This window comes from Fibrobacter sp. UWB7 (genome assembly GCF_900142945.1).
In the GTDB taxonomy this organism is placed as follows: Bacteria; Fibrobacterota; Fibrobacteria; order Fibrobacterales; family Fibrobacteraceae; genus Fibrobacter.
This window is the reverse complement of sequence record NZ_FRCO01000002.1, coordinates 946,799-959,389: the sequence shown is the minus strand read 5'-3', so window position 1 is coordinate 959,389 and position 12,591 is coordinate 946,799. Positions and strand designations below refer to the sequence as shown.

Here is a 12,591-nt window from a genome sequence, read left to right as displayed (position 1 = left end):
TATATACTCAAAATATAGTTTGGCAAAAATTAAATAAACGCCTGTGGACATTTGTGACTACAGGCGCATTTTTAGGGATGGGCGTTTTTTTTTACGGAGATTCCGCCTTTTTAGGACTTTTGCGCCATTCCCGGATTTGTTGGATGCCGTCAGTGGACCAGAGCGCCCAGGCAATCAGCACCGGCTGGAAGAACAGGCGGATAAAACGAGCCTGGTCAGTGTCAAGTCCGAATGCGTTGATGCCGTTCACGTACTGGCTGATGTTGCCCGGGAAAATAGCAACGTAGAACAGCGCGAGCAGTACGCCAACCGTACCCTTGTGCTTGTACAAGAATATCATGCTGAGGCCGAGCAAAATCTCGACGGCGCCCGAGGCCAATACCACGAAATCCAGGAATCCCGGATTCTGCGGAAACCACGACGGAACCTGCGCCAGGAATTCCTGCCTAGCGATGGTCAAGTGACTGATACCTGCATAGGTCATAAATAACCCTAGCAGCCCCCTACAAAACATTTTTAAGTATTTCATACTTTTAATATAGGATAAAAAGGGTGGAAAAGTCAAAAATCTTTTTGCCGCGAAGGAATGCTTAAAAAGCTAATGTTAAATTGAAATTTTGATTTCAAACAGTTGGTTCGCAAACCCGACCGTTGGTTCGAAATCAGCAATCTTCTTGAACCCGTATTTTTCGTATAGGCCGTGGTGCTCGCTTTTGAGATAAACTTTTTTGTAGCCGAGCCTTTGGGCGTAATCAAGCGCCGCGTCAATTAAGCTTTTGGATAGCCGCTCTCCCCGGAATTCTTCGCCAACGTAAACGAGATTTATAAAAGGGCTGCAACTGAATTTCGCAGGAATGTTCCCGTTCTCCTCGAGAACGCAAAAGCCGACAACATCTTCACCGTGTACAGCAACGAAAACTTTTTCCCAGTCTAGGAAATCGTTCTTTGACATTCGCTCGGCTAAACGACGCCCCGGCTGCCATGGGCAATCTTTCGCGAAAGCGCGGGTCTTTTCCCACCACGGATCATCTTTGTTGATCGCGATTATCATTGCTTGCCTCGGCTTTTAAAGAATCCCTATAGGACTTAACTAAACAAGATAAATCTCTTTTAGGACAATATACCACTTTTTCAAAGGGATAGTTTTACCTCAGCTCATAAAGAGCCCTTATAAGATAAAAGGTCGCCTGAGGCGACCTTTGTAGTTTTCGTGGGGATTATACACGTCTAATTTTTTTCTGTGTTTTTTTACTCTCCTTCATTTTTTTCATATATTCGTCAAATAGGTCGTCTTCAGGATTATGAGCGAAATCATGATTTAAATACTTATCCATTAGAATATATTTCTCTTCGCGAGGTTTATTCATCAAAATTCTATCAAACTCATCATCTCGTTCGTAATCAAATAACGTTCCACTTTTCATTTGTGCCGACATAATGTCTGCGTTTGTTTTCCAACCATGAGAATGCATCAATACAAATATCAGCCAAAAGAAAATAGGCGGAACAAAAGACAAAATACAAATCTTTGAACATGGATCAAAAATAAGAATGTACGTTACTGCAAAAAAGGCAAATGCCAATATATATAAGATGCATCTTTTCATATCAAATCACTCATTCTCAACGGTGATGTCCCCAATATCAAGTTTTACCTCTGCCCCAAAAGAGCCCCTATAAGACCTGCTTTCTGAATATACCTTTATTTATGCGGGTTCGCAAGCGGTTTGACGCTGAAAAAATCAGAAGAATTGGATGGATTCCTGGGATTTGGGCCATTTTTTTTGGAGCCCTGGTGCTGCCGAAATGACTGTAGATTTCCAGGAATTCCCTGTCGGAGACGCTCAGCAGGCAGACTGTGGAGCGGGGGGCGATTAAATTGGCGATTCGTCGTCGGACGGCATTGTGCCTTTATTGCGCCGTGGATTCCGTAATCCCCGATGCTTCAGGGTGGCCACTGGATGCGGATTTCTTGAAGAAGATGAAACTCTGGTGGTTTGAAACTAGCTGCGTGCCCCTTGGCCGGGAATACACATTTACTTATATTACAATCGTAATTCGATAATCCTCGCGACAGTCGACATAGACCATTTGGTCCGTACGTGCATTCGCGGCGGGGCCCATCAACCTTCTTGACGGTCCTGTTGGATAGCTGGTAGGAACACGACCTACTCGAGTTCACTCGAAAGAGTGGCAAGTAACGCCGGGGAAAGCCCCCGCCAACAGAATTGCAAGATTATCCCATTCCACGCAAATCGTGGAAACTCCATTACAAAACAAAAAAGAACGGGCGTATAGTGCGTCGTTTTTACGGTGTATTCGCACCGTCGTGCAACCATTTTAAAGAGGATGTCAATGTCGAAAAAATCTATCAACATCTTGGACAAGGATTACATTCACTGGGTCAAGGAACTTTCTTCCCGTTATCGCAAGAGCCAGATCAAGGCTGCGGTAAAGGTAAATAGTGAAATGCTGCGCTACTACTGGGAATTGGGGTGCGATATTGTAACCAAGCAGGCTGAAAATAAATATGGGAGCAACTTTTATGGTACGCTTAGTACTGATTTAAAGAAAGCAATCCCTAACGCCGAAGGGCTGTCTCCATCGAATATTCGCTATTCTAAAAGATTTTTCCAACTATATAGTCCTGTCTTGGAAAATCTTCAGCAGGTTGCTGAAAAATCTCAAAGTCCTTTAGAACGACTTGAATCTACATTATTCTCTGTTCCGTGGGGGCACCACATGCTGCTCATCGATAAGTGCTCAGACGCCCCACAAAAGGCCCTGTTTTTTGCCCGCCAGACGATAGAAAATGGCTGGAGCCGTTCGTCCCTTCTGAATGCGCTTTCTACCGATCTTTACGAGCGCCAGGGAAAGGCTTTGACGAATTTTGAACGGACTCTCCCTGCCGAAACAAGCGATTTGGCTCAAGAACTGACGAAAGATCCTTACAATTTCGCGTTTACGGGTATTACGGGTCGCTACAACGAAAAACTGCTGAAAGATAGCCTGCTGAACAACATTACCCGTTTTCTTGTGGAATTGGGCACGGGCTTTGCCTATGTCGGCAGAGAATATGGCATTATGGTGGGCGAAAGGGAGAAGTTCATGGATTTGCTTTTTTACAACCTGAATCTCTCTTGCTATGTCGTTGTCGAGGTGAAAATCGGGCGCTTTGAATTTGCCGATATCGGGCAACTGGGCGGATACATGGTGGCATGCAATCACATCCTTAAAAAGGAAGGGCGCGACAACCCGACAATCGGTCTGCTGATTTGCAAGGAAAAGGACAAGGTGCAGGCACAGTACGCACTGGAATCAAGTACGCAACCTATCAGCATTTCGGAATATGAATTGGAAAAATTCTACCCTGAAAAGGTTGAAGGCACAATGCCCTCTATTGAGGAAATTGAGAAAAGATTGTGCGAAGTGCCGCTGTAAAATCTTACGGGTACTTCGCTCCGGGAATATCCTTCAAAATTTCTTTCCAAAAATCGCGGAATTCCTTTTCGGTGACGGTGCCGCCTGCGGTGAGTAGGCGATAGTGCTCGCCTTGCCAGACGTAATCAAAGGGGGAGGAGTCAAAGCCGTTGCGCTGGTAAAAGTCGCGGCGGCGGTTCCTGCGTTCAAGTTCTTCGGCGTCCTTGGAATCTTCTTCGACTTCAATATCAACGACGATGCGGGAGTTCGGATGCTTATCGCGGATGGCCTGCAAAATTTGTGAGCCGTATCCGCGACTGCGCAGTTCTGGCATAACCGCAAAATAGACGATGTTCGTGATGTCGCCGTGTGAAATGGAATTTGAGAACCCGCAGAACCTGGGAGCCGCGGTATTTTCGGCCGCGCCACCTTCGCCATCTTCCTTGTTAAAAAATGCCCAAAATTCTCGCTTGATTTTATCGTCGAGCAAATGCTTTATTGGAATGCGTTCGTTAGCCGGGAACGCCGATTCGTACAGCGCCTTGACCTGCGGAAACCAGGGGGCATCTCTTGTGACATCGAAAAACTGGAGCATTTGCAGAAAGAATAGGATAATGAGTCTTGTGTGTCAAGTTTGCGAATGTAATCCTGCGTCTTTTGGTATATATTTATTCTTATGAAACTGTTTGAAAATAAATTTATCCCTTTTGTCGCTGCTCTTGCTTTTGCTGTTGCTGGCTGCAATGAATCGAAAAATTCCACGAAAGAATCTGCGGAAAGTAAGTCTGCGGTAAATCTTGAAACTTCTGCAAAAGTGACGATGCCTTCTGCTACGGTGAACACGCCTGCTGTCGAGGGGGCGGAAACTCGGACGCTTGCGAATGGGGCTACGGTCACTTGGATTCAGGATAACGAGGGCAAAAAACTGATGCCTCGTGAACTTTTCAGCGATGCAAGCGACTCTCTTTACGAAAGTTTGAATATGCCTGCGGGTCTCCCTGCTTCAGTCAGCGCGTTCTTGGTAAAAACGGATGGTAAGTACATCTTGTTTGATGCTGGTCTTGGAGCGTGGGGCGGACAGCTTTTAAAGCGTCTTGATGCTTTGAAAGTGAATCCGGATTCTATCGGTCTTGTGTATTTGACTCATTTTCATGCAGATCACATTGCAGGCCTTGTGAAAAATGGTAGCGCCGGGAAGATGGAAAAGGTCTTTAAGAATGCCGCCGTTTATGCGGGCAAGGTGGAATATGATGCGTGGATGAACGATATCCCGAAAAATGACTTGCAAAAGAACATCATGTCGCTTTATAAAGATAGCCTTCATTTGTTTGCTTTCGGTGATAGCTTACCGTATGGAGTGCTTGCGATGGATGCTGTTGGCCACACGCCAGGACACACTGCTTTCCAAATTTCAAATCTGCTTGTAATCGGAGACTTGATGCACGGCTACGCTTTGCAAAAGAACCATCCCGAAATCAATTCCAATTACGACATGGATAAGGAAAAATCCACTGCAAGCCGCAAACGCATTATGCAATACGCTCGCGAAAACAAACTCCTAATGGCAGGCATGCACTTGCCGCCTCCCGGATTCGCGGAGTAGAGACTGTTCACTTGTAAAGAACAGGAATGTATATTTACCCTTATGAAATTGTTTGAGAATAAAGTGGTTGTGGTGACGGGTGGGGCGCATGGAATCGGCGCTTCCATCGTGAGTGAATTTGAAAAAGAGGGCGCGAAAGTCGCGTATATCGACATCCGCGAAAATCCTTGCTTTGTCGGGGACCTTTCAAAGAAAGAAGTCCTCGAAAAATTTGCGCAGTTCGTTATCGAAAAGTACGACCACGTGGATGTGCTGGTGAATAATGCACTCCCGCTGATGAAGGGTATTGACGAATGTAGTTACGAAGAATTCAGCTATGCGCTCGCTGTCGGTGTGACCGCTCCGTTTTATCTTGCAAAACTTTTTGCGCCGCATTTTGCGCAGGGCGCGAGCATTATAAATATTTCGTCATCTCGCGACCGCATGAGTCAACCGCAAACTGAAAGCTATACGGCGGCAAAGGGCGGGATTGCTGCTCTCACGCATGCTCTAGCCGTGAGTTTTGCAGGTCGTGTGCGCGTGAATTCGATTTCACCGGGCTGGATTGATACGGATTTCAAGGTTTACGATGGTCCCGATGCCACTCAGCAACCCGCAGGTCGCGTCGGCAATCCGCTCGACATCGCGAATATGGTGCTTTACCTCGCGAGCGACAAGGCCGGCTTTATTACCGGCGAAAACATCTGCATTGACGGAGGTATGACTCGCCAGATGATTTACCACAACGACTGCGGCTGGAAATTGGAAGGGTAGCGAAATTTTCTAAAACGCACAAATTTTAATTCAAGGTTGTTTCTCAAACACTATTTTGCTGAATGTTTTGTAGTGGTCGGTGGTGTAATAGATGTTACAGCCGCTACTATAGACGAGGCGGTTTGTGCCGCGATTGTTGCCGAAGTAATCAACATCGGCTTCGTAGTAATACGCTGTTGGGAGTCTTCCTTCGCGATTGTCGAAGTAGTCGCCGCCAATCATCACGCCGAGCGTTGTATGCGGATTGAAATTCCATTTCACAAATGTTTTGCCGGTCTTTTGTTCGTAAAGCTTTTTACCTTCGCTCTTGGTGACATAATAGGAAGGTAGACGGTCATTGTCGCAGATGTACTTTGCAACATGGAGTCTTGATGTGTATTCCTTTTCGGCGGGATTTTCTTTTAGCAGGCAGACTTTTTTGTTGCGGGGCGCATCATCGGGGGTTGTGTAAACTACGTATATGTCGAATGCGAATGCCAACGCGATGCATATCGCGACTATCACAGCAATCTTGGATTTTTTCGCCTTGCGATAATTTTTGCGTACTGGGGAGGTTACTTGCTCGTCTCGTGAGGCGACACCATCGAGAATTCCTTTTTCGATTCTTGCGCCTTTCTCTGTTTTGCCGAAGCTGCAAATGATGATTGTGTCGCCGACTTTAGGCGGTCTCACGGGATGCCCTAAAGCTGAAATATGGACAAAGTACTTTATTCCGTTTGCGGTTGCAAAACCGAATCCTTTTTCTTCGTTCCATTGTGTGACGGTCGCTTTATTTGTGATGGGCATGGGGAAACCTTTTTGTTGGGCTTTTTTTAATGTTGCAAAGAATGTTTAGCTTTCTTCCTTGAATTCCATTATACTCCAGTGGCAATCGCATACAATTGAATTTTCAACAATCTTTGCACCTTCGAAATGTAGCGTTTTTATGATTTCTGAATTTGCATTCACACGAATGTAGTATTCATGAAAATGATAGTCGCTCATCCTGCATTCTGTTATGGGAATGTTTCTTTCTTTTAATTGATTGATGATGTTTTTCATCACATCGCAAAGATAATCTGTACTATAGATGGGACTGTCGTGGTTTGTTGTCCGTGCAACTTTTAAATCAATTGCTTGCTTTTGTGTGCTGCTGCTGAATATATTTTTTATGAAAGAAAACGGATTGCCCATCATTTTTCCTTCTCGCCTATGAGGGACGGAGTAGCTGCGAATAGATAGTAGTTTCTTGGAGTTGTTATTTGTTCTTGATTCGAAATACTAGTTGACCTTTGGAATTTTTGCTTTCTTCGAAATAGTCGGTTGCTCGAATTAGGGATTGCCATTTTGAGTAGCCAAAGTTCTTGGGGCTTAAAGATATTATTCGGTTTATTTGCTGTGAAACTTTTGATGCTACAGCCCAACCAGCTTCTTCCGCTTCCTCTTTTATTGCCGTGCGTATTGCATTCATTATTTTGGCATTACCACGTAGCTTGTTGCGATCCTGTTGCTTGATATCATTGGTTGTTGCATCTGTATCGGTTGGTTTTTTGAATTTGTCTATATATATAAATGAGTTGCAGGCATCTATGAATGGTTGCGGTGTTTTTTCTTCCCCAAATCCAATGACTTGTTTTGATTTTGACCTTAATTTCATTGCGAGTGGGGTGAAGTCTGAATCGCTACTTACAATTGCAAAAATATCAATGCTTTCTGTGAATAAAATTTCCATAACATCTATTGTAATAGCAAGATCAGTTGCATTTTTCCCTTTTGTGTATGGAAATTGTTGAATTGGTTGTATTGCAAAAGGATGTAAAACGTCTTCCCAAGGATTATTGCCTTTCCAGTTGCCGTAAGCTTTTCGAATACTTGTTTCTCCGAATTTGGACAGTTCTTCCATGATACCATAGATGGCGTCTGGTTTTGCGTTATCACAATCGATAATAAGTGAAATTTTCTTTTCTGAATCCATGTTAAGGAATATAGGATAATTTTTAGAAGAATAAAAATGAAATTTTTTGCTGATGAAGCCGGGGCGTTGCGGGGCGGCGACTGAGCGCCCGCAGTAGGGGTGATGGAAGACCCGGCGTGCCGGGGCTGCAATCAGGGGGAGGCTTCCCCCTCCAGTCCCGTTTTTTTACGTTTTCTAGTAATTAGTGGCTGGAAACTAGTAACTTTTTCCACTTTACTTTGCTATCTTTCCGCTTGGAACATTTTACTTAACAGAGGTTCAAAAAAATGAATTATTTCAACTCTATCCCTATGCGTCGCCAACTCGAAGAAATTGGCCACTGCCGTTTCATGGAACATTCTGAATTCAGCCGTGGTGTTGAAGCCCTCAAGGGTAAGAAGATCGTGTTCGTCGGTTGCGGTGCTCAGGGTCTCCATCAGGGTCTCGACCTTCGCGATAGCGGTTTGGATGTTTCCTACACGCTCCGCAAGGAAGCCATCGAACAGAAGCGCCAGTCCTGGAAGAACGCTACTGAAAACGGCTTCAAGGTCGGTACTTATGAAGAAATGATTCCGGATGCAGACCTCGTTTGCAACCTCACACCGGATAAGCAGCACCACAACGTGATCCCGGCTATCATGAAGCTCATGAAGAAGGGCGCAGCTCTCTCCTACAGCCATGGCTTCAACATCGTCGAAGAAGGTCAGGAAATCCGCAAGGACATCACGGTGATCATGGTCGCTCCGAAGGGACCGGGTTCCGAAGTTCGTTCTGAATATCTCCGTGGTTTCGGCATGCCGTGCCTTATCGCTGTCCACCCGGAAAACGACCCTGAAGGCAAGGGCTGGGACTATGCCAAGGCTTACGCTGCTGGTCTCCACGCTGACCGTCCGGGCGTTCTCGAAAGCTCTTTCGTCGCCGAAGTGAAGTCTGACCTCATGGGCGAACAGACCATCCTTTGCGGTATGCTCCAGACCGGTACGATCCTTTGCTACGACAAGATGGTGAAGGAATTCGGTATCGACAAGGCTTACGCTGTGAAGCTCCTCCAGTACGGCTGGGAAACGATTTCCGAAGCCCTCAAGCATGGTGGCATCACGAACATGATGGACCGTCTCTCCAACCCGGCTAAGATCCGCGCAACGGAACTTGCTGAAAAGATGAAGAAGATCATGAAGCCGCTCTACCAGGAACATCAGGACAACATCATCTCTGGCAAGTTCTCCAGCACGATGATGGTCGACTGGGAAGCTGGCGACAAGGACCTCCTCAAGTGGCGTGGCGAAACCGGCGAACTCGAATTCGAAAAGGTTGCCGCAACTGACAAGCAGATCACCGAACAGGAATACTTCGATCGTGGCGTTCTCATGACCGCTATGATCAAGGCCGGTGTGGAACTCGCATTCGAAACCATGTGCTCTGTGGGCATCAAGCCGATGAGCGCTTACTACGAATCCCTCCACGAAACTCCGCTTATTGCAAACCTCATCGCTCGTAAGAAGCTGTTCGAAATGAACCGCGTCATCAGCGATACTGCAGAATACGGCTGCTACCTCTTTGCTAACAAGTGCGTTCCTCTCCTCGCAGACTTCATGAAGAACGAAGTCAAGAAGGGCGACATTGGCGATATCTTCAACGAAGGCAATACCAACGCTGTCGATAACGAAGAACTCATCAAGGTGAACAAGAACATCCGTCAGCATCCGGTGGAAGAAGTCGGTGCTTGGCTGCGTGACCGCATGAGCGGCATGACGAAAGTTGTCTAAGCTTCGTCTAGCGGCGTTGCAGAAATCCAATCGGCTCAGCAATGCAAGCATATAAATATGCTTGCGCTGCATTCGCCTCAAGGATTTTCTCGACCCTCTCGCTGTACTACTTGTACAGCTTCGGGGTCTGCGGCTTTGTCTCGCTCGCTTATACTTAGCGGGGAAGTAGATACCGCAGTTCATAGCTTTGAACGTTTTAAAATCTCGTCAGGTAACCCCTGGCGGGATTTTTTTTGTGTACGAAAAAACGCTCGCGTTTGGCGAGCGTCTTGTAGTGAAATTTGCGAGTCTCGTTACGGAACTGTGCGCATCCCGTTATTGAAATTCGCGCATCTCGTATTACAGATGCGTCGCGCGATTCACGTATTATGCTTTCTGCGCTTTTTTGTTTTTCACGAAGAGGTATGCGCCGAAGGCGATGAGCAGAATTGCGGCAAGCAAGCTGACTTTGAGGCAGGCGTGGAACGGCTTAGAGCGATATTCCATGCGGACTTCGGATTTGCCCTTCGGAATTTCGACAGCGCGGAGGTCGCCGAATGCCTTGTAGACCTTGGCTTCCTTGCCGTTGACGGTTGCTTTCCAGTAGGGGTGGTAGTTGCCTGCGACAACCATGAAACCTGCGCGGTCGCTTTCGACCTGGAACACTTGCGTGTCCATCTTGGGGCTTGCGACAAGCTTTGCCTTGCCCTGTGCGACTCCGCCTTCGCCCTTGTTTTGCGGTTCTTCGGAGAGGATGACTTTTTCGCGGTATTCAAAGCCGTTCTTGAGCGCGTCAATGGCTTTGGCATCATCCATCGTGGTGGATTCCCCGTAGATGTAGGCTTCGCCCATGGCGGTTGTAATCGGCATGTAGCTTGTTCCGCGCTGCGTGTCGAAGATGATGGCGTTGATGTTCATCAAGTCAAGGAACGGGTGCGGTGCGCTTTGGTCGTTGATGTTCAAGAGATAGTTCGCATTGCCCTGACCGCCACGGAATTCGCGGTAGCTTGCAAGTTCGTTGTCGTGGAAACCGTCCGCATTACGCATGTGGTACTGCGGGAAAATGTTTGCGCCGAAAGCTTTATGGCGGGAGAGCGAAAGTACGCGTGGCTGGTTGATCGGGTCGGCTTTGTACGGTGCCTTGAGGGCGGCAACAACGCCGTTGTTCGGCTGCAAGTATTCGCTGGCGGGAACGTTTTGGATAAATGCGCCATTGATGGTCAAAAGTTCGATGCCTGCGACAAGGGCGAGGATTCCGACCTTGGCGGGCGTGCTCCCTTTCCATTTGAATACGGCAATGCTTGTGCCAATGACGACGAGAATCAAGACGAAGCTCGGGATAATTTTCGAGGCGGTCATGTTCATCACGACTTCATTCAGCGGCTTGAAGTACGGGGCGGTAACCGGATCGTTCAGGAGTTTTTGTCCGCTCATGAGGAAAATGCCGATGACTGCAAATCCGATAACGACGGCAGCCTGGACACCTCTCGATGTTCCCGGAAGTTTTGCCTTGAATGCGTCCACAAAGTTCTTGACGTTAATTGCTTTGCCTTGATCGTCGAGGCTCATCACACCGAGGCATGCGACTGCGTAGGCGAGGCAAACGACAAATCCGAACGGGCTGATAAAGAGTGTCCAGTTGAAACGAGCAATCACGACGAGCAAAAGTAGAATGACGAACATCGCTGTTCCGTGCAACAGTGCGCGACGGTTCTTGGCGGCATTTTCGCTTTCATCAGAGATGGCCTTGAGTACAGGACCAGCCATCATCACGAGCAAGAGCGGAAGCCAGAAGAGAGCCATGCCCGGAGCGCGGAAGTTCTTGACGCCCGGCAGAATATTGTACCAGAGCTTGAAGAGCGGGGAATGGTCGCCCATGCCGTAGCTCAAAGCAACGACAGCACCGAGTCCCCAGAAACTTGCCCAACGGCGCTTGCCCGGGAGGAACAAGCAGAGGAATCCGAGGAACGTGAGGAGTGCGCCAGCGTTGTTGTGGTCGAGTTTGAAGCTGTTATGGCCCCAGTAGAACGGGCTGCCTTGACTGCCGGCTTCAGCCATCTTGCGGTATTCGTCCATCGTCACATCGACAAAGGAACTGCCCTTGAACGAATTGGACTTTTCATCTTGCTCGTAGACGTCGACACCGATAAATCCCGGAATGAGCATTTGCGCCATTTCTTCTTGGTGGAAGGACCAGCTCACGGCGTGACCGTAATTGGTATGTTCGCCTTCACCGCGAACGGATTGCGTCGTGGTGTAGAGGTAGGGCGGTACAATCTGGAAGCAGCTGAGGGCAAGTCCAAAGGCGAGTGCTGCGGCTGCAAGCCCGACGCGTTTACCGCGTACAGCAAGCGTGTTGCAATGGAATGCGGCTTCGTAGAGCGTGTAAAGCCCTGCACCCCACAAGAAGAGATACGTGAGCTGCAAGTGGCTTCCGAGAATCATCCATGTGATGCTCAGTGCAAAGACGATGAGGTAGGGGAGGCTACCGTCGCGGACAATTTTGCGGATGGCAAGGAGAGCCAACGGAGCGATGGCGAAAACCATCATCTTTCCATCGTGGCCGCCGTAAATGTAAGTGAAGTATTCCGGCGAAAATGCGTAAAGGAACCCGAGGAGTGAACCCCACCACTTGTTGCCGGTTAAGTTCCAGGCGAGGAGCATGGCGCTCATGAAGGCAACCCACACGGTCAAGATGAACTTGAAACCGACGGCGCGTGCCGGATCCATGATGAACTGCGTCCACACGAGCGGGTGGTAAGCGTCGGCAAAGAGCGCGTCAATCGTCGGGACACCGCCAAGGCGGCTATCGTCCCATTCCGTGAGGATGACGTCGAACGTGCGCAAAATGCGGCTGCCAATGCCGTTCAGCTGGTCGCTGTTGAGCATGAGTTGACTGGAATCGAATGCGAAATCGCGGAAGACAAACAGCAAAATCGCAAAGAAAACTGTGGCCATTGCCACAAAGAATGCGGGTTTCTTATTGAGAAAATTCATGTCAGGAAATATAAAAATACCGCAGAGGTGTCCCACTACGGTTTGTTAAATTGTTTGCTTTTGAACGAATTTGCTATCGAGATTATTCGAGCGTGTTTTCGTCGGTCTTGGCGGTCTTGACGAGACTGTAGATGCCGAAT

Annotated in this window: 13 protein-coding genes; 5 read left to right on the top strand and 8 right to left on the bottom strand. The window is 47.7% G+C overall.

What is annotated here, in order from left to right:
• Window positions 1–91 precede the first annotated feature (91 nt).
• The 3 genes from BUC30_RS09560 to BUC30_RS09550 form a co-directional block, all read right to left on the bottom strand.
• A complete protein-coding gene (locus tag BUC30_RS09560; RefSeq protein WP_073424616.1) occupies window positions 92–529 on the bottom strand; it encodes a DoxX family protein in 438 nt (145 codons plus the stop codon).
• A 75-nt stretch (window positions 530–604) separates the two neighbouring features.
• Window positions 605–1,051: a GNAT family N-acetyltransferase gene (locus BUC30_RS09555; protein ID WP_073424615.1), complete on the bottom strand. Its 447-nt coding sequence runs from the start codon at window positions 1,049–1,051 to the stop codon at window positions 605–607.
• 166 nt (window positions 1,052–1,217) lie between these two features.
• The gene (locus BUC30_RS09550; RefSeq protein ID WP_073424614.1) at window positions 1,218–1,607 is read right to left on the bottom strand and encodes a hypothetical protein; all 390 of its coding nucleotides are present in this window, start codon (window positions 1,605–1,607) and stop codon (window positions 1,218–1,220) included.
• A gap of 148 nt (window positions 1,608–1,755) precedes the next feature.
• On the opposite strand from BUC30_RS09550, the gene BUC30_RS16440 reads away from it, so the two are divergent.
• Window positions 1,756–1,878, top strand: a complete 123-nt coding sequence (locus BUC30_RS16440; protein WP_280168782.1) for a hypothetical protein — start codon at window positions 1,756–1,758, stop codon at window positions 1,876–1,878.
• A 477-nt stretch (window positions 1,879–2,355) separates the two neighbouring features.
• Window positions 2,356–3,441 (top strand): PDDEXK nuclease domain-containing protein, encoded by a 1,086-nt coding sequence (locus BUC30_RS09540; protein WP_073424613.1) that lies wholly within the window; start codon window positions 2,356–2,358, stop codon window positions 3,439–3,441.
• A 4-nt stretch (window positions 3,442–3,445) separates the two neighbouring features.
• On the opposite strand, the gene BUC30_RS09535 is transcribed toward BUC30_RS09540, so the two are convergent.
• Window positions 3,446–4,015 carry a GNAT family N-acetyltransferase gene (locus BUC30_RS09535; RefSeq protein WP_073424612.1) on the bottom strand — a complete coding sequence of 190 codons (570 nt, stop codon included), beginning with the start codon at window positions 4,013–4,015 and terminating at the stop codon, window positions 3,446–3,448.
• 81 nt (window positions 4,016–4,096) lie between these two features.
• Here BUC30_RS09535 and BUC30_RS09530 point away from each other — a divergent pair, with 81 nt between their 5' ends.
• Together BUC30_RS09530 and BUC30_RS09525 are read left to right on the top strand one after the other, a co-directional pair.
• Entirely contained in the window at window positions 4,097–5,023 is a 927-nt protein-coding gene (locus BUC30_RS09530; RefSeq protein ID WP_073424611.1) for an MBL fold metallo-hydrolase, read from the top strand.
• A 42-nt stretch (window positions 5,024–5,065) separates the two neighbouring features.
• On the top strand, window positions 5,066–5,776 hold the full coding sequence (locus BUC30_RS09525; RefSeq protein WP_073424610.1) for an SDR family NAD(P)-dependent oxidoreductase: 711 nt from the start codon (window positions 5,066–5,068) through the stop codon (window positions 5,774–5,776).
• A 30-nt stretch (window positions 5,777–5,806) separates the two neighbouring features.
• On the opposite strand, the gene BUC30_RS09520 is transcribed toward BUC30_RS09525, so the two are convergent.
• The 3 genes from BUC30_RS09520 to BUC30_RS09510 form a co-directional block, all read right to left on the bottom strand.
• On the bottom strand, window positions 5,807–6,562 hold the full coding sequence (locus tag BUC30_RS09520; protein WP_073424609.1) for a ribonuclease domain-containing protein: 756 nt from the start codon (window positions 6,560–6,562) through the stop codon (window positions 5,807–5,809).
• Between the two features lie 45 nt (window positions 6,563–6,607).
• On the bottom strand, window positions 6,608–6,952 hold the full coding sequence (locus tag BUC30_RS09515; protein ID WP_139260819.1) for a hypothetical protein: 345 nt from the start codon (window positions 6,950–6,952) through the stop codon (window positions 6,608–6,610).
• A 61-nt stretch (window positions 6,953–7,013) separates the two neighbouring features.
• The gene (locus tag BUC30_RS09510) at window positions 7,014–7,730 is read right to left on the bottom strand and encodes an NYN domain-containing protein (protein ID WP_073424607.1); all 717 of its coding nucleotides are present in this window, start codon (window positions 7,728–7,730) and stop codon (window positions 7,014–7,016) included.
• A 266-nt stretch (window positions 7,731–7,996) separates the two neighbouring features.
• Here BUC30_RS09510 and ilvC point away from each other — a divergent pair, with 266 nt between their 5' ends.
• Window positions 7,997–9,475: a ketol-acid reductoisomerase gene (ilvC, locus tag BUC30_RS09505; RefSeq protein WP_073424606.1), complete on the top strand. Its 1,479-nt coding sequence runs from the start codon at window positions 7,997–7,999 to the stop codon at window positions 9,473–9,475.
• Window positions 9,476–9,841: 366 nt separating this feature from the next.
• Here ilvC and BUC30_RS09500 read toward each other — a convergent pair whose 3' ends face one another.
• Window positions 9,842–12,451, bottom strand: coding sequence for a YfhO family protein (locus BUC30_RS09500; protein WP_073424605.1), 2,610 nt, complete (start codon window positions 12,449–12,451; stop codon window positions 9,842–9,844).
• Window positions 12,452–12,591 lie beyond the last annotated feature (140 nt).

What these genes read in the sequence shown, in the direction of transcription:
- BUC30_RS09510 (WP_073424607.1), bottom strand. Translation starts at nt 7,730, where the DNA reads ATGGATTCAGAAAAGAAAATTTCACTTATTATCGATTGTGATAACGCA.
- BUC30_RS09535 (WP_073424612.1), bottom strand. Translation starts at nt 4,015, where the DNA reads ATGCTCCAGTTTTTCGATGTCACAAGAGATGCCCCCTGGTTTCCGCAG.
- BUC30_RS09540 (WP_073424613.1), top strand. Translation starts at nt 2,356, where the DNA reads ATGTCGAAAAAATCTATCAACATCTTGGACAAGGATTACATTCACTGG.
- BUC30_RS09515 (WP_139260819.1), bottom strand. Translation starts at nt 6,952, where the DNA reads ATGATGGGCAATCCGTTTTCTTTCATAAAAAATATATTCAGCAGCAGC.
- BUC30_RS09525 (WP_073424610.1), top strand. Translation starts at nt 5,066, where the DNA reads ATGAAATTGTTTGAGAATAAAGTGGTTGTGGTGACGGGTGGGGCGCAT.
- BUC30_RS09500 (WP_073424605.1), bottom strand. Translation starts at nt 12,451, where the DNA reads ATGAATTTTCTCAATAAGAAACCCGCATTCTTTGTGGCAATGGCCACA.
- BUC30_RS16440 (WP_280168782.1), top strand. Translation starts at nt 1,756, where the DNA reads ATGGATTCCTGGGATTTGGGCCATTTTTTTTGGAGCCCTGGTGCTGCC.
- BUC30_RS09550 (WP_073424614.1), bottom strand. Translation starts at nt 1,607, where the DNA reads ATGAAAAGATGCATCTTATATATATTGGCATTTGCCTTTTTTGCAGTA.
- BUC30_RS09520 (WP_073424609.1), bottom strand. Translation starts at nt 6,562, where the DNA reads ATGCCCATCACAAATAAAGCGACCGTCACACAATGGAACGAAGAAAAA.
- BUC30_RS09530 (WP_073424611.1), top strand. Translation starts at nt 4,097, where the DNA reads ATGAAACTGTTTGAAAATAAATTTATCCCTTTTGTCGCTGCTCTTGCT.
- BUC30_RS09555 (WP_073424615.1), bottom strand. Translation starts at nt 1,051, where the DNA reads ATGATAATCGCGATCAACAAAGATGATCCGTGGTGGGAAAAGACCCGC.
- BUC30_RS09560 (WP_073424616.1), bottom strand. Translation starts at nt 529, where the DNA reads ATGAAATACTTAAAAATGTTTTGTAGGGGGCTGCTAGGGTTATTTATG.
- ilvC (WP_073424606.1), top strand. Translation starts at nt 7,997, where the DNA reads ATGAATTATTTCAACTCTATCCCTATGCGTCGCCAACTCGAAGAAATT.